This is a genomic window from Hymenobacter glacialis (assembly GCF_001816165.1).
Lineage (GTDB): Bacteria > Bacteroidota > Bacteroidia > Cytophagales > Hymenobacteraceae > Hymenobacter > Hymenobacter glacialis.
Window position 1 is genome coordinate 58566 of sequence record NZ_MDZC01000046.1, and the last position, 15518, is coordinate 74083.

A 15518-nucleotide genomic window follows, 5' to 3' on the forward strand; every position below is an offset into this window, starting at 1 on the left:
GCCCCAAGGTGCAAGCGTCTGCATTGAGCAGTTTTGGCGAGTCAGCCTCAATGTGGCGCTCCCCGAGAGAAAAGGCTGTCCGCTGTTGCACAGTACAATAAGGAGAAACCAAGCACGTTCTCCATACTTACAATAACTATTGTTATCTATGCGTATCCAGCTACTGCTGCTGCTTGTGGTGCTCGGCCTGCCAAAAGCCGGCCACGCGCAAAGCAAGCTCTACCTCGACCTGCGGGCGGGCATCAACCATAATTCTGCCGAAGGGGCTTATTTCGGCAAGGGAGAAGCTCCCTTCAAAGCCTACAGTAAACTAAGTTTTGGGGTGCAGGGCGTCGGAATGTTGCGGCTGCAACTGAGCGAAAAGCTGGGACTCGCAGCCGGGTACAGCGGAAGCGAATTGGGCTGGGCCTACAGCATCGAGCTTCCGAAGCAGTACAGGCCCAATCCGCCTTATACCGGATGGCGGGGCGCTGGCTCGGGGGTGTACATGCACCAGTTTCCACTTCTGCTTAGTAAAACAATCAAGGAATACAACATTAAAGAAATTGACACCGTCCGGCACACCTACCTGGCCAGCTTCCGGCTTGATGCAATATTCGGGGGCGGCCTGAACCGCATCGGTAATAACTGCCTGGACTGCGGCAGGCTCAGCAGCGGCGGATTCAACGATGAAATCGACTTTCTGGAAACCACTAGCGTGCGCCGCCAGTGGGGGCAGTTCCTCATCGGCGGCGTCACGGCGCGCTTCTACCGCCGGGGCAAGGAGCGGCTGAACCTGAGCCTCTACTACACCCAAGGCCTGACCGATATGCTACTCGTGCCGGTGGATTACCGCTACGGTCCGCAGCGCGGCGCTACCACACTGCATGTGCGCGGCTCGGGCTTCAGCGCCACGCTGGGCTACCCGCTACGCCTGGCCACCTTCGGGCGGGCCACGCCGCCGGGTAAGCCGCGCCCCTAACCCCGGTGGAGGCAGGCCCGAAAACCTGCGGGCCGGGCCGGCCGGGTGCTAGTAACATTGACAGCGGCACTAAACCGGCTTCGGCCGTACTTTCGTCGCCCGTCATCCGCTTTCTTTCGCATGTCCCGTAAGCTCCTGGCGCTACTCATCGCCCTGCTGCTCCTGCTGTCGCTGGCCACGTTCGTGTACTACCGGCGCACGCTGGCGGCGGCACCCGTCGACCCCTACAGCCTCGTGCCCGACGATGCGGTACTGGTGCTGAGCACGCACGACCACCCCGCGCTGGTGCGCCACCTGCAGGAAACCGAGCTGTGGGACAATCTTACCTCGGTGCGCTACTTTCAGCAGGCGGCCGGGCACCTGGCCTTGGCCGACAGCCTGACCGGCGGTGGCAGCCGGCGCCGCAACGGCGGCCTGCTGGCCCTGCTGGGCCGCAAGCTGGTCATCACCTCGGTGCACGTCACGTCGGCCCGGGAGTTTGATGTGCTTTACCAGGTGCCGCTGAGCCGGGTGAGCGAGCTCCGGCAAGTGCGGAGCCTGCTCGAAACCCTGGGCCGCGACAACCGCTACCGCCTTACTACCCGCGACTACGAGGACCATGAGCTGACCGTGCTCACCGAGCGCAGCAGTGAAAGCAGCATCACGGTATTCAATCACCGCAACCGGTTGCTCATCAGTGCCAATCCGGCGCTGGTAGAGGCCGTGGTGAGGCGGCTGGCCCACCCCAAAGCGCCCACGGTAGTGGCTGCCTTTGGCTCGGTCGATGTGCTCAAGCTGCGCGGCATGGACGCTTCCCTGTTGGTAAATTATCGCCGCCTGCCGCAGTTTCTGGACGTCATGTTTCGGCGTGATGCGCACGGACCCTTCGACCAGCTCACCGGCCTGGTGTCCAAGGGCCTGCTGGGCCTGAAGCTAGCTGGCAGCCGGGCCCAGCTGCAGGGCTTTTCCAATCCCGAAACGGCCCGGGGCACGCTCCAGCAGCGCATGCGCGGCCAGCAGCCCCAGGCCATGGGCCTGGCTTCCTTGCTGAGCAATCGCACGGCCCTGCTCATTCATTTGGCGGCCAATCCAGCCCGCACCTGGCCGGCCCCCGGCTTGGCAGTGGCCGACTCCTTGGGCCGCGGCGCGGCACTGGACAGCCTGCGGGCGGGTTTTGACGGGGAAATGGCCATCGGCTACCTGGCTACTACCACGGCCCGGGGCCAGCCGGGGCGGCTGGCGTTTGTGCGCTGCGTGGCGCCGGCCCGCACCGCGCAGTGGCTGGCCCGCCTGCGGCGCCTCTACGGCACCTCGCCGGCCTTCACCAAAGTGGGGCCCTACCAGATACACCCCGTGAGCTTTTCCGAGGCCGCGGCGCTGGGGCCTTTGCTCAATCCCTCGCAGCCCTACGAGGTAGAGGCCCGGGCCGGAGCTGCCGTGTTGGTGGGGGAATACCTGGTTTTTTCCGACCAGCTTACCCTCAACGGCTACCTGGCCGATGTGGTGGCCGGTCTCACCTGGGCCCAGACGCCTTCACAGGTTTCTTTTCTGCAGGAAACCCTGCCGCGTGCTCGCCTGAGCGTGTTCGTGGACACGCGCAATAGTTGGAACGCCTTGCTGGGCGTGCTCACCGAGGAGCGCCGGGCTGGCCTGCTGCGCAACGAAGGCCTGTTCAAGCGGTTCCCGCAAATAGCCTGGCAGCTGGCGCCCCCCACCAACGAAGGCGGCCCCGAAGCCCAGTACTTTACCCAAATGCTGCTGCGCCACCCGGACCTGGGCCCGGCCTCCGCCCAAACGGCCGGAGCAACCTCCAACGGCCGGGTTATCACCTTCAAGTACCCGCTCACGGGCTCGCCTACGCTGCTGCCGGCCGCTGGCACGCGCATTCCCGCCGTGGTGGTGCAGGACTCTGCCCGCGCGCTGCACTACGTGAGTGCCGATAACACCCTGCTCTGGTCTGATACCCTGACCGGGCCGGCCGTGGGGGCGCGGTTGGTGGCCGCGGGCAGTGGTGGCCCCAGCGGCCTGCTGGTGGGGGCGGGTCACCGGCTACACCTGTTTGGCAGCGACGGGGAGAATTTGTTGCCATTTCCGCTGAACCTGCCGGATACCGTGCGCGTGGCCGCGCTGGTGGCGGCGCCGGGCGCCACGCCGGCCACCGCCACCCGGCTGCTCGCCGTCACGGCCGGCAACGACTTGCTGCTGCTCGACGCCAAAGGCCGGCTCTTTCCCGGCTGGCAGCCCAAGCGACCCGATTTCCCGTTGGCCGGGCGGCCCGCTATGTTCAATGTGAACGGCCGCGACGCGGTGGTGGTGCCCCTGCAAAACGGATACGTATATGCCTTCGACGGGCTGGGAAGCCTGTTTCCGGGCTTTCCGGTGAGCATGGGCGCGCGCCTGGCCGGCGATGTGCTGGTGCAGGCCGCCAGCACGCTGGGGCGCACCCAACTCAAGGTGGTGAACCAGCACGGCGAGCTGGTGACCTTCACCCTGAGCGGCGACATTCTGACCCGGCGCCGGGTGGCTACCTGGAGCCGCACCGCGCGCTTCCACCTGGTGCCCGACGCGCAGGGCCGGACCTACGCGGTAACTCGGGAAGATGGCAACCGCCTCGATTTTTACCTTCCCGACCGAACCGCGCCGCTCATCACCCAGCGCTTCGTAACGTCGGGTGAGAAGCCGGTGCAGTACTTTGATTTTGGAAAAGGCCGCCGCGTGGTGGCCATCACCGAGCCCGGTCCCGGCCAGGTATTTTTGTACGACGGTCAGGGCCGGCTGCTGGGCGGAGCATCGCTACCCAGCACGGGCACGGGGGTTGGCCTGAACTACGACGCCACCACCGACACCTACCATCTGGTGCGTGTGGTGGGCCGCGAGTTGCGCCGCACCGAGCTTAAAGTGACGCTGCCGTAGCGTCGCCTATCCATTTCCGCCGGCGGGCCCTCACCAGCCTGCTTACAGCCGTTTATGACGCACTCCTTTGAGACGGGCCTTGTGGTAGGAAAATTCTGGCCGCCCCACCGGGGCCACCAGCTGCTGCTCGAAACCGCCGCGGCTCAGGTAACTGAGCTGCTGGTATTGGTGTACGCCAACCCCGATTCGGCCACCACGCCGGCCGCCGTGCGCGCCGGCTGGCTCCGGGAGCTGTATCGTGGGGATGATGTTGCAGACGGTCCCCGCATTGGCACCACGCCGCTCCGGATTGTAGCCCTTTCTGCCGATGCCGACGGGGTGCCGCCGGATGCGGCTGAAGTCGCCGTGCAGCGAGATTTTGTGCGCGAGTGGCTGGGCCGGCAGGGGCTGCGGGTGGGGGTGGTTTTCAGCAGTGAGGACTACGGCCCGGGCTTCGCGGCGCACCTGGGAGTGCCCCATGTGGCCGTGAACGTGGCCCGGGTGCAGGTGCCAGAGTCGGGCACCGCCACCCGCCAAAATGCGACGGCGGCCCGCTACCTGCATCCGCTGGTGGCGGCGCAGCTGGGCACGGTGCCGCCCGCCCGGGTGCCGCGCGTGGTGTTGCTGGGGGCCGAAAGCAGCGGGAAATCAACCGTGTGCCAAGCACTGGCTGAGGCGTACCACACGGCGTGGGTACCGGAATACGGCCGCACCCTGCACGAGCAGAAAAACGGCCACCTAGAATACGAGGACCTGCTCTACATTGCGCGCCGCCACGCCGAGCTGGAGGACGAAGCCGCCGCCACCGCCCGGGGCGTGCTGTTTTGTGACACCAACGCCGCGACCACCGCGCTGTATTCCTACTACTATTTCCATGCCTGTGACCCCGCCCTGCAAGCCATGGCGGCGGTGTGCGGCCAGCGCTACGCCCACACGTTTGTGTGCGCGCCCACTGTGCCTTTTGAGCACGACGGCTGGCGCGGTCCTGAGGCCCTGCGTAGCTTTCAGCACGGCATGGTGCTCATGCAGCTCGACCACTTCCACATTCCCTACACGCTGCTGCAGGGCACGGTAGCAGAGCGGGTGGCCCAGGTAAGGCAGCAGCTGGGGCAATGGGGTATGATGAAGGGTATTATTTAAAGACGTCATGCTGAGCTTGCCGAAGCATCTCTACCGCTTCGTTGGTTCGATTGAATTACTACTGCGGTTGAGATGCTTGGCAAGCTCAGCATGACGTTCTTCTAAATAGATTTTTTTACCGTTGCTTCGTCATCCAGCCTTTGCGCCAAAAATAGAAGAGCTGGCCTATCACCATGAGGGCCATGAGACTGAGCACGGCAGGATAGCCCCAGGGCTGGTAGAGCTCCGGCATGTTCAGCGGATTGGCGCCCGCGGGCGGGGCTTCGCGCTGGAAGTTCATGCCGTAGACACCGGCCACAAAGCTCAGGGGGATGAAAATGGCGCTGATGATGGTCAGCACCTTCATCACCTCGTTCATGCGGTTGCTTTGGTCCGAAAGGAACAGTTCGGTGAGGCTGGTGATGTTTTCCCGGTAGCTTTCGGCCAGGTCCAGCGCCTGCATGGCGTGGTCGTAGGCATCCTTGAAAAACACTTTTATGTCCTCCGGCATTACTTCATCCGGCATGCGCAGGATTTCACTGATTTTGTCCCGCTCCGGGTACACCAGCCGCCTAAAGCGCACAATGTCCTTTTTGATGCGCAGAATGCGGTTGAGCATGCGGCGCTCGCGGCGCTCCGAAAAAATCCGTTCCTCCAGGCCTTCCAGGTAGTCGCCGATGGCGGCCATGGTGGGGAAGTAGTGGTCGATGACCACGTCGGTGAGGGCATAGGCCAGGTAGAGCGAGGGCTTGCGCTTCATCTGGCTGAAGTTGCTGCGCAGGCGGTTGCGCAGCGAGTCGAGGCAATCTTCGTAGTCGTCCTGAAAGCTGAGCACGTAGTTTGGCCCGGTGAAAAGCGAGAGCTGGTCGTCGTCGATTTCGAGGCTGGAGGTAAAATCGGTCATGCGCGAGACCATAAACAAGCGGTTGTCGTCGAAAACGTCCACTTTAGCGCGTTGGTAGTCGCCAAGCACGTCTTCCATTTGCAGCGGGTGCAGGCCGAAATCCCGCATGATGCGTTCCATCAATTCCAGGTTGCCATAGCCGCGCACGTCCACCCAGTGGCGCAGGTCGGGACGCCCCTGGAAGCTGTCCCACAGCTCGTCGTAAGTAGCGTATTCCTTTTCGATGAGCGTGTTGGCATCGTAGGAAATCATGAACAGCCGCGGCTGAAGGGCGCCCTCCCGAATGACCAGGGCCCCCGGCCGCTTGCCCAGCGTTTCCGTCTGGTGCCGGGCCTGCAGAATGGCTTCGCGGTCGCTGATGCCAAATGCGGGCTCGTGCTCCTCGTTGGGGGGCGGCGGCAGGGCAGGTGCAGCTTTGGCAGCGGGGTTGGTGGGGTTCATGGGAAGAAAAAACAAGAAAGCCGGGCGGGCCACTGCGGCCTCCTATGCCCGTTGGCACCCCGAAGATGGTAACCGGAACGCAGGTTTACGTGCCGAGCGCCCCCCAAAGCTGGCTTTGCGTGGAAGCAGTGCCGTACTTTGCCCGCAGAGCGACGAAAATCAGGTTTGAAAATAACGCATTCTTTGGGCACAGCAATCCCGGGCGGCTCCGCCGCACCCGCCGGCTTGCGCGTGTGGACGGCCGAAAGCGCCGACGCCCCGGCCGCCCCCCGGCTGCCGCTGGCCTTCGAGTCGTTCCTGTACCTGCGCCCCGCTCACCAGGCCCTGGCCACCAGCCCCGATGTGGTGCTGAGCTTTTATCTGGAAGATGCCGCGGCCGGCCGCACTGTGGCGCAGCTGCACGTAACGCTTGCCCCCGGCAGCACTGTGGCGCGCAGCCCCGCCCAGGCGCCGTTTGGTGCCGTGCAGCTCGCGCCGGGCGTCAGGGGCCCGGCCCTGCACCAGCTGCTGGACGTGGCCGAAGCAACGCTACGCCAGCGCGGGCTGCAGGCACTGGCCATGCGCAGCTACCCCTTTGCCTACGACCCCACCGGAGCAGCCCTGCTGGCCGAAGCCCTGCGGCAGCGCGGCTATCGGGTGGTGCTGGCCGAGCAGAACTACCACCTCGACCCGGCCTGGGACTACGAAGCGCACCTGCACCCCTCGGAGCGGCGGCGGCTGCACAAGTGCCGGCGCCACGGCCTGCACGTGGAGCAGGAGCCGCCGTTTTTGCTGCCCGCTGCCTATGCCTTCATTGAGGCCTGTAGGCAGGAGCGGGGCCAGCAGCTTTCGCTGTCCCTGGCGCGGGTGCAGGAACTGTTTAGGCGCTTCCCCCAGGAGCATTTCCTGTTTTCCGTGCGCCAGCCCGATGGGGCGTGGGCCGCGCTCACGGTGGCCATTCGCGTAAGCGAAACAGTTCTCTACAACTTCTATCCGGCCAGTCCGCTGCGCTACAATGCCCTTAGCCCCGTGGTGCTCCTGAACGAGGGCCTGCACGCCTTTGCCCGGGCCAGCGGCCTGACGGTGCTGGACCTGGGCACGTCTACGCTCGACTCCGGGCCCAATGCCTCGCTGCTGCGCTTCAAGCGCCACCTGGGAGGTGTGGCCGGTTTGCGCCTGAGCTGGGAGAAGCAGCTCTGACCGCGGGTTCGGCTTCTAGAAAAACCAATGCTGCCGCTGCGACCGCGGGGACGTGCCGATATTTGCCGGGCCCATTCGCCTGACCCCGCGCCGCCCGTGCCCCAAGCCGCTACCACCACCCGTGCCGCCCAACTCACCATTTGGCGCGGCTTCGTGCGCAATTCCCTGGGCACGGGCGTGGCCGTAGTAGCCCGCGCGGCCGGGGCGCTGTTGCTCAATAAGCTCTTCGCGACCTATGCCCCAGCCGGTGGTCTCACGCTGCTCGCGCAGTTTCAGAACTTAATGGCCCTGTTCACCACCCTGCCCAACGACGGCGTGCACGTGGGCGTGGTGAAGTACCTGGCGCCGCTACGGCCTGGTAGCCCGCGCTACCGCCTGTGGCTGGGAGCCGCGGCCGGCCTCAACGCGGCGGCGCTGCTTGTGGGCACAATTGTGCTGGCTGTGCAGGGCCTGCTGGGGTGGGGGTGGGCCAGCTTGGGCGCTTTTGTATTGGGCATAGCTCTGCTCACGGCGCAGGGCCTGTTGGGCGCTGCCCTGCTGGCCGCTGGGCGGTTGCGGGCCTACATCATGCTGTCGGTAGCCCTGGCGGCGCTGGGCGCTGGCGCAGCCAGCATCACGCTGTTGCGGGGCTATTCGCTGGAGCTTGTGCTCCTGGCTTATTTGCTGGCCCAGGGCGCTACGGTGCTGCCGGCGCTTGCGCTCGCGGCCCGGGCGGGCGTGTTGCAGCACCTGCGTTGGCCGGCCCCAATCAGCCGCGTGGCGGTGCGTGGCCTCAGCCAGTTCCTGCTGATGGCGGTGAGCACCCTCGTCTTTGGCAAAGCCGTGGAATACGTGCTGCGCGACCACCTGATGGCCACGTATGGTGCCGCCCGCACAGACCTGTGGCAGGTGGTGGCCAAGCTCTCGGATAATTATACTATGGTGTTTGCGGCCGTGATGAGCAGCGTGTTCTACCCGCGGCTGGCGGCCCTGGGCGCGCAGCCGCGAGCGGCCCGCACCTACCTGCAAAGCGTGCTCCTGCTGCTGGCGCCGGTGTTGGCGCTGGGCTTAGGGGTAGTGTTTGCCTGTCGGAGCTGGCTGCTGCCGTTGCTGTTTGCCCCGCATCTGGCGCGCGCCGGCGAGCTGCTGGGGCCCCAGCTGGTGGGCGACTGGGCCAAGTTTCTGAGCTGGCTTTTTATCTTTCAACTGGTGGCTAAGGCGCGGACGGGGGCCTACGTGGCGGTTCAGGCGGCCTCGGCGGCCGGGTTTGCGGTGCTGCTGGTTTTGCTGCTGCCGCGCTACGGCTTGCCGGGCGCAGTGCTGGCCCATGCGGCCCGCTACGGGCTGGTATTGGCGGCTTGCCTGGGATTCTATTGGCGGGCAAAAGGTGCTTCGATGAGGCATGAAAACGCTGCATAAGCAATGTTTCTTAGTTTTAATTTGCGGCTTCAGTCTCATGTCTGTTTCTTCATCCCATCCTGCGCTATCGGTTTCTGGCACTGCGTCCCTGGTCACCATTGTGGCGCTGTGTCACAACCATGCATCCTTTCTACGGGAGGCTCTGGATTCAATACGTAGCCAAACTTACCCCAACCTGGAAGTGTGGCTCGTGGACGATGCCAGCACCGATGGCAGCGCCGCCATCCTGCGCGAGTATGCTGCGCGGCAGCCCGGCTGGCAGCTGCTGCTGATTCCCGAGAACGTGGGCAACTGCCGCGCCTTCAACCAGGCTTTCTTTCAGAGCCGGGGTGAGTTTGTGATTGATTTTGCGACCGATGACGTCCTGCTGCCCACGCGGGTTGCGCAGCAATTGGCCGCGTTTGCCGCCGCAGCCCCCGAAGTGGGCGTAGTATATTCTAATGCCGAGCTGGTGGCCGAAGACGGCAAGCTTCTGGGCCTGCACCACCGCCCCGATGCGCAAGGCAACCTGCTGCCGGCCCCCGCCAGTGGCTGGGTATTTGGGGAGGTATTGCGGCGCTACTTCATCAGCACGCCCACCATGATGATGCGCCGCGCCTGCCTGCAACAGGTAGGCGGCTACGACGAAACTCTGGCCTACGAGGACTTCGATTTCTGGGTGCGGGCCAGCCGGCAATGGCAGTTTCTGTACCTGAACGAGGTGACCACGCGCAAACGCATTCACCCGCGCAGCATGAGCAGCCGCGCTTACCGGCGCCACGACCCTTATCTGTCCTCCACTATCCAGGTGTGCCACAAGGCCCTGGCCCTGGCCACCGGCCCCACCGAACGCGCAGCGCTGGCCACCCGGCTCCGTTGGGAAATGCGCCAGGCCGCCTGGCGCGGCCGCCACGCCGAGGCGCGGGAGCTGTTTGCGCTGCTGCGCCGCACGGCCCGGCCCAGTGCGCTCGACGCGGCCCTGGCGGTATGGTGCCGCCTGCGCTCGTGAAATAGCAGCTAATTTTAGCCCGGCTAGCCGGGCCTGAACGCTGGACTTTTGCTGGTGCTTTTTTCGCAATTTCTATTCCTGACTCTTTTGCCTAACCAAACCCGTCGCGCCATTTTTCTTCGGGTGGTGCTGCTGCCGCTGGCGCTGGTGCTGGGCACGGTGGCAGGGCTGGGGAGTTACTATGAATCCAGCGACGACTCCACTCTGGCGTGGCTCTTTTCCGGGGTGCTGGCCCTGCAGCCTGTGCCCTCGGTGCCACTGTATTTCCATGGCTACGGGCACGTGTTGGCGGGCGCTTACACGGCCCTGCCGGGGGTGTCGTGGTTTGGGTGGCTGACAGGCGGCCTGTTGATTTGGGCCACAGTACTCACTTTTGCCGTGCTCGACAGATGGCTGCGGCCCCGGCTGCCACCGCGGCGGTTAGTGCTGGCGCTGCTAGCGTTTTTCCTGCTGGCCTGGCTGGAGCACGTGCTCTGGTTCAGCTTTGTGCGGGTGGCGTTACTGTTGGCAGGGGCTTCGGTGCTGTATGCTGCCCAACGGGCGGGGCGCCGGGGCGCGCTGCTGGTTGGGCTGCTGGGAGTGGGCGCGGCGTGGCTGATGCGGCCCAGCCTGGCCCTGGTGGCGGTGGGCGCGGTGCTGCCGGCGGCGGTGCTGCTGGCCGGCGGGTGGCGCCGGGCCGCCCCGCTGCTTGGGGGCACATTCCTGGGCCTGGCGTTGGCCGCGGCCCTGCTTTACTGGCAGCAAACGCCCACGGAAACGCGCATGCAGGTGCGCGACACCTACTTCGCTCAAATCCTGGATTTTGACCAACTGCGCCCACAGCCCTATACCCCCGCCGACAGCCTGGGCACCGCCGCCCTGAGCCTGTGGCTGATGGGCGACACCACCGTGGTAAACGCCGGCCTGCGCCAGCGGGCCTACCGCTTCGACGCGGCGTATTTCCTGCAGCGCGAAGTGCCGGCCAAATTGCTGACACGCGCCGAGCTGCTGGTGCGCGACTATTTTCCGCTCCTGCTTGCCCTTTTGCTCAGTGGAATAGTGGTGGTGCGGCGCGGGGAGGGGCGCGGGTGGTTCTGGCTGGTGCAGCTGGGGTTTGCGGCCGGGCTGATGGGGTTGGCCGGCTTCTACAAATTGCCGGCGCGCCTGGCCATGCCCTTGCTCGATTTCTGGTTGCTCACTAACCTGGCTTTTCTATTCAAAGCATCCAGCTTTTCCCAGGCTGAACCTTTCTCGGTACCACTTGCCGCCGTGCCAGCGTTAGGTGTCAATTTTTCCTTATCCGTTAGAGAACGGCGTGCGACACTGATGCTGGGAATGCTTGCGGTAGTCCTGTACGGTGCTAAAACGCTGCACCGCTACCAGGTGCTGAGCCGGGAGCAGTACCGGCACGAGCGGGCTTGGGTGCAGCTGGCGCAGCGCACGGCCGGCACCACGCGGGTATTGGCCGGCACCAACGACTTACTCAAAAGTCTGTCGCCGTTTCGCGTGTATACTCCTGGTCCTGGTCTGGTACTGGAGCTGTCCGGGTGGCAGTCGCACGACCCCTCGCAAGCCACGCTGCGAAGGCACCTCACCGGCGCGCCGGGGCAGGCCGAGTGCCTGCGCCGGCTGGCGCAGGCGGCGCCCGCTACAAGGTGGCTGTTGTCGGCCGAAACGGCGCAGTGGCTCAATCGGCGTTTTAGGTTTGAGGCTGCGGGGCAGCCGCCGGTTGTTACATTGGAAACGGTTGAGGTTTTTCCGGCCGATACTTCTCTGCATTATTATCGGCCGGTAGCGCGGTAAATTGGGGCTGAACTCGTATAAAGGCACGATATGCTCGTATTTCGGTTCGATTTATGCCAATGCATTTCAGTAATGCCATAATTTTATACCCGCCTCCGTGCCGCCTCAGCGGACCTTTGCTTCGCCAAAAGCGTTTCCTACTTAATTACTCACGCTATTGCGTCCTACTATGCTCTCTTCCACTATGACTTCCCGCTCAGAAGTCCTCCAGCACATGGAGGGTTTTCTGAAAGCCAACATGAACACCTTCCTCAAGAGCGTGGAGGAGAGCTGGCAGCCCGCCGACTTTTTGCCGGACTCGCGGCACGACACGTTTTTTGACGAGGTAAAAGAACTGCGCGAAAAGGCCGGCAACCTCAGCTACGACCTGCTTGCCGTGCTCATCGGCGACACCATCACCGAGGAAGCCCTTCCCAACTACGAGGCGTGGTTCCACGAGCTCGACCACCTGAACCGCGACCCCAACAACGGCTGGGCCGAGTGGATTCGGGGCTGGACCGCCGAGGAAAACCGCCACGGCGACCTGCTCAACCGCTACCTCTACCTCTCGGGCCGCGTCAACATGCGCGAGTTTGAAGTATCTACCCAGTACCTCATCAACGACGGATTCGACCTGGGCACTGCCCACGACCCGTACCGCGCCTTTGTGTACACCAGCTACCAGGAGCAGGCCACCAATATTTCGCACCGTCGCGTGGGCCAGCTCGCCCGCACCGCCGGCGACGACCAGCTTTCGAAAATATGCGGCATGATTGCCGGTGACGAAAACCGCCACGCCCGCGTGTACAAGACCTTTGTGGAGAAAATCTTCGAAGTGGACCCCAGCGAAATGATGCTGGCCTTTGAGGACATGATGCGCAAGAAAATTGTGATGCCTGCCCACTACATGCGCGAAATGGGCATCGAGATGGGCAAGACCTTCGGCCACTTCACCGATGCCGCCCAACGCCTGGGCGTGTACACCAGCGCCGACTACACCGATATTCTGGACTCACTCATTCACGACTGGAAAATCGAGCACATCACCGACCTCAACGGCCCCGCCGAAAAGGCCCGCGACTACATCATGGCCCTGCCCAACCGCCTGCGCCGCGTAGCCGACCGCATGCCCGTGCCCAAGCTGGAATACAAATTCAAGTGGATTTCGTAAGCACTGCGTGGAAATGAAAAAACGGCCGGCCTTCGTAATGAGGGTCGGCCGTTTTTCTATTGAGTTGTGCCGTAATGTAAGGCGTCGGTGCTCTTGGCTGTTTGCCAGCCTGCGCCTTATTTCTCCACTTTCACGCCTTTCCAGAACGCCACACGGCCCTTAACTTCCTTGGCGGCTTCCTTGGGCTCGGGGTAATACCAGGCGGCGTCTTTGTTCTTCTCGCCGTTCACGCTCAGGGAGTAGTAGCTGGCGCGGCCCTTCCAGGGGCAGGAAGTCTGGGCTATGCTGTCCTCAAAAAACTCTTTTTTGATGGCATCGGCGGGGAAGTAATGGTTGTTCTCAACGACTACGGTATCATTGCTTTCGGCGATGACGGTGTTGTTCCAGATGGCTTTCATTTTAGTGATTAATGGTTAGGGATTAAAGGGCAGTGACTCCGGAGAGAATGGCTGGGGGTGAACATTGAACCTGCGGCTCATGTTTGCCAGAGTGCGATTCAATTCCAGGTTGACTTCAACCCAGTCATTAACCACTAATCGTTAACCACTAACCACTACTTTTATGGCCGTTGGCTTCCGCTTCCGCGATTTTGTGCCCGAAGACCAGCCCGAGAAGGGCTTCGAATCGTTGTTTAAGCTGTTCATGCAGCTCGTTACCATTACTTCGGGCGACGTGGGCGAGGCCCTGCAGTGGCTCAATGAGCTCGATAAGCAGTACGGCCTCACCGACGATAATTACGGCATGGGCAACTTCATTGATGACCTGAAGAAAAAGGGTTACATCGATGAGAACGAGCAGCAAAAGGGCGAGTTCAAGATTACGCCCAAAACCGAGCAGGGCATCCGCAAAAGTGCGCTGGAGGAAATTTTTGGCAAGCTGAAGAAAAGCAGCACCGGCAACCACCGCACCCCCCACACCGGCCAGGGCGACGAGCAGAGCACCGACCTGCGCGAATTCCGTTTCGGCGACTCGATGGAGTCCATCCAGATGACCGAGTCCATCCGCAATGCCCAGCTCAACCACGGCATGGAAAGCGGCGAATTTATGCTGACCGAGGGCGACCTGGAAGTGCGCGAAAACGAGCACAAGTCGCAAACCAGCACCGTGCTGATGATTGACATCTCGCACTCCATGATTCTCTACGGCGAAGACCGCATCACGCCGGCGAAGAAAGTGGCCATGGCCCTGGCCGAGCTGGTGAAGCAGAAGTACCCGAAGGATTTTCTCGACGTCATCGTGTTCGGTAACGATGCCTGGCAGATTGAAATAAAGGACTTGCCCTACCTGCAAGTCGGCCCGTACCACACCAACACCGTGGCTGGCCTGGAACTGGCCATGGACCTGCTGCGCAAGCGCAAGACGCCCAACAAGCAGATTTTCATGATTACTGACGGCAAACCAACCTGCCTCAAGGAGGGCAACGGCTACTACAAAAACGCTTTCGGCCTCGACCGCAAAGTGGTGAATAAGACCTTGAACCTGGCTGCCGCCGCTCGCCGCGTTCACATCCCCATCACCACCTTCATGATTACCTCCGACCCGTACCTGCAAAAATTCGTGGAGGAATTCACGGAAGTGAACCAGGGCAAAGCCTACTATTCGGGCTTGAAGGGCCTGGGCCATTTGGTGTTCGAGGACTACAAGAAAAACCGCCGCAAGACGCTTTAAAATCCGTCGATGCGGCTTAACTAGGACTATTATCCTGTTTCAACTCTCTTCCACTACGAGCCACACTCCCGAATTACTTGGGGCTCCCGGCACCATCTTCGGGGGTGGCGTTCTTGATTTTGGGGACCGTTTTCAGGTAAGTCCACAGGGCGTGTACCTCGTCATCGGTTAGGGTAGAGAATTTGGGCATCGGCGCGTGGAGGATGCCGCCAGGAGCCATTCCAAACTTCACCGCCTTGCCGAATTGTGCTTCGGTCCACTTGCCGAGGCCGGTTTCGGGGTCCATGGTCAGGTTCCGGCTAACGCGGACCTTCAGGTCGTCGTCAAGCATTTTTTCGCCGCCACCCATAAAGCCCTTGGACAGTTCGGGCTGGGCTTCGTTGTTGGTGCCAATGCTCTGGGAGTGACAGAAATAACACTGGTAGCGCCCTATCGCCAGGTAGCGGCCCAACGCCACGGGCTGAGACGCGGGGGGCGCCTCGGCGAGGTGCTTCACCAGTGGGGTTGGTTGTAGCGCGGTGCCCATGAGGGATTTGGCCAGGGGCGAGAGTTCCTGCGGTGGGGTGGGCAGGGCCGTGGCTCGCGTCAAGGGATTGTCGGACCGCAGAAATGCTACCAAACTGGCCGCGTCCTCGTCGCTTAGGTATGCGAAGCGTGGCATGCCTAAGTGCAGGCGGCCGTCACGACCTGTGCCCGTGCGCATTAGGGTCACTACCTGCTGGTCGGTCCACTTTCCAATGCCGTACACTGGGTCTCGGGTGATGTTGGCAGAATACAGGTTGCCCAAATCAGTGCCCAGGTCGGGCATGGGCCGGCCGGCCAGGGTTTTAATGGACGGGTCGCGGTGGCAATGCACACACATGAGGGCCACTATCTTTTCGCCCTGGAGCACACGCTTTGGGGTGCTGGGCCTCACCGCTGCTCCGCCCGGCGCTTGTTGGGGGGGCACGTTTGGCTTGGCTGCAAATTCGGCAAAGCCAGCCACAGCCAGCAACAACAGCCCCATTACCATACTCAGGACGCGCAGGGACATTTTCATAGGAGTACCGAATAGGAC

At 62.8% G+C, this 15518-nt stretch carries 12 protein-coding genes; 9 read left to right on the forward strand and 3 right to left on the reverse strand.

What is annotated here, in order from left to right:
- Positions 1–148: 148 nt before the first annotated feature.
- The 3 genes from BEN48_RS04795 to BEN48_RS04805 all read left to right on the forward strand — a co-directional run bounded on the left by BEN48_RS04795 (position 149) and on the right by BEN48_RS04805 (position 4972).
- Complete coding sequence (locus tag BEN48_RS04795; protein ID WP_070733442.1) at positions 149–961, forward strand: hypothetical protein; 813 nt, start codon at positions 149–151, stop codon at positions 959–961.
- A 120-nt stretch (positions 962–1081) separates the two neighbouring features.
- On the forward strand, positions 1082–3853 hold the full coding sequence (locus BEN48_RS04800) for a hypothetical protein (RefSeq protein ID WP_070733444.1): 2772 nt from the start codon (positions 1082–1084) through the stop codon (positions 3851–3853).
- A gap of 54 nt (positions 3854–3907) precedes the next feature.
- Positions 3908–4972 carry an AAA family ATPase gene (locus BEN48_RS04805; RefSeq protein WP_070733446.1) on the forward strand — a complete coding sequence of 355 codons (1065 nt, stop codon included), beginning with the start codon at positions 3908–3910 and terminating at the stop codon, positions 4970–4972.
- A 115-nt stretch (positions 4973–5087) separates the two neighbouring features.
- On the opposite strand, the gene corA is transcribed toward BEN48_RS04805, so the two are convergent.
- Positions 5088–6296 carry a magnesium/cobalt transporter CorA gene (gene corA / locus BEN48_RS04810; RefSeq protein WP_083320765.1) on the reverse strand — a complete coding sequence of 403 codons (1209 nt, stop codon included), beginning with the start codon at positions 6294–6296 and terminating at the stop codon, positions 5088–5090.
- A gap of 183 nt (positions 6297–6479) precedes the next feature.
- On the opposite strand from corA, the gene BEN48_RS04815 reads away from it, so the two are divergent.
- The 5 genes from BEN48_RS04815 to BEN48_RS04835 all read left to right on the forward strand — a co-directional run bounded on the left by BEN48_RS04815 (position 6480) and on the right by BEN48_RS04835 (position 12793).
- The gene (locus BEN48_RS04815; protein ID WP_125932480.1) at positions 6480–7475 is read left to right on the forward strand and encodes a GNAT family N-acetyltransferase; all 996 of its coding nucleotides are present in this window, start codon (positions 6480–6482) and stop codon (positions 7473–7475) included.
- Between the two features lie 27 nt (positions 7476–7502).
- Positions 7503–8873, forward strand: a complete 1371-nt coding sequence (locus tag BEN48_RS04820; protein WP_158010100.1) for an MATE family efflux transporter — start codon at positions 7503–7505, stop codon at positions 8871–8873.
- 37 nt (positions 8874–8910) lie between these two features.
- Positions 8911–9861 (forward strand): glycosyltransferase, encoded by a 951-nt coding sequence (locus BEN48_RS04825; RefSeq protein ID WP_070733452.1) that lies wholly within the window; start codon positions 8911–8913, stop codon positions 9859–9861.
- A gap of 87 nt (positions 9862–9948) precedes the next feature.
- A complete protein-coding gene (locus tag BEN48_RS04830; RefSeq protein ID WP_125932481.1) occupies positions 9949–11643 on the forward strand; it encodes a hypothetical protein in 1695 nt (564 codons plus the stop codon).
- Between the two features lie 184 nt (positions 11644–11827).
- Positions 11828–12793: an acyl-ACP desaturase gene (locus BEN48_RS04835; protein ID WP_206599820.1), complete on the forward strand. Its 966-nt coding sequence runs from the start codon at positions 11828–11830 to the stop codon at positions 12791–12793.
- A 116-nt stretch (positions 12794–12909) separates the two neighbouring features.
- On the opposite strand, the gene BEN48_RS04840 is transcribed toward BEN48_RS04835, so the two are convergent.
- Positions 12910–13191 carry a DUF427 domain-containing protein gene (locus BEN48_RS04840; protein ID WP_070733455.1) on the reverse strand — a complete coding sequence of 94 codons (282 nt, stop codon included), beginning with the start codon at positions 13189–13191 and terminating at the stop codon, positions 12910–12912.
- 163 nt (positions 13192–13354) lie between these two features.
- Here BEN48_RS04840 and BEN48_RS04845 point away from each other — a divergent pair, with 163 nt between their 5' ends.
- Positions 13355–14461: a vWA domain-containing protein gene (locus BEN48_RS04845; RefSeq protein WP_070733458.1), complete on the forward strand. Its 1107-nt coding sequence runs from the start codon at positions 13355–13357 to the stop codon at positions 14459–14461.
- A 73-nt stretch (positions 14462–14534) separates the two neighbouring features.
- Here the strand turns inward: BEN48_RS04845 and BEN48_RS04850 are convergent, their stop codons facing one another.
- Positions 14535–15494, reverse strand: coding sequence for a c-type cytochrome (locus tag BEN48_RS04850; RefSeq protein WP_158010101.1), 960 nt, complete (start codon positions 15492–15494; stop codon positions 14535–14537).
- Positions 15495–15518 lie beyond the last annotated feature (24 nt).

Coding starts and splice junctions, on each gene's coding strand:
- BEN48_RS04840 (WP_070733455.1), bottom strand. CDS start 13,191: ATGAAAGCCATCTGGAACAACACCGTCATCGCCGAAAGCAATGATACC.
- BEN48_RS04850 (WP_158010101.1), bottom strand. CDS start 15,494: ATGTCCCTGCGCGTCCTGAGTATGGTAATGGGGCTGTTGTTGCTGGCT.
- corA (WP_083320765.1), bottom strand. CDS start 6,296: ATGAACCCCACCAACCCCGCTGCCAAAGCTGCACCTGCCCTGCCGCCG.
- BEN48_RS04845 (WP_070733458.1), top strand. CDS start 13,355: ATGGCCGTTGGCTTCCGCTTCCGCGATTTTGTGCCCGAAGACCAGCCC.
- BEN48_RS04820 (WP_158010100.1), top strand. CDS start 7,503: ATGCTGCCGCTGCGACCGCGGGGACGTGCCGATATTTGCCGGGCCCAT.
- BEN48_RS04800 (WP_070733444.1), top strand. CDS start 1,082: ATGTCCCGTAAGCTCCTGGCGCTACTCATCGCCCTGCTGCTCCTGCTG.
- BEN48_RS04825 (WP_070733452.1), top strand. CDS start 8,911: ATGTCTGTTTCTTCATCCCATCCTGCGCTATCGGTTTCTGGCACTGCG.
- BEN48_RS04835 (WP_206599820.1), top strand. CDS start 11,828: ATGACTTCCCGCTCAGAAGTCCTCCAGCACATGGAGGGTTTTCTGAAA.
- BEN48_RS04805 (WP_070733446.1), top strand. CDS start 3,908: ATGACGCACTCCTTTGAGACGGGCCTTGTGGTAGGAAAATTCTGGCCG.
- BEN48_RS04795 (WP_070733442.1), top strand. CDS start 149: ATGCGTATCCAGCTACTGCTGCTGCTTGTGGTGCTCGGCCTGCCAAAA.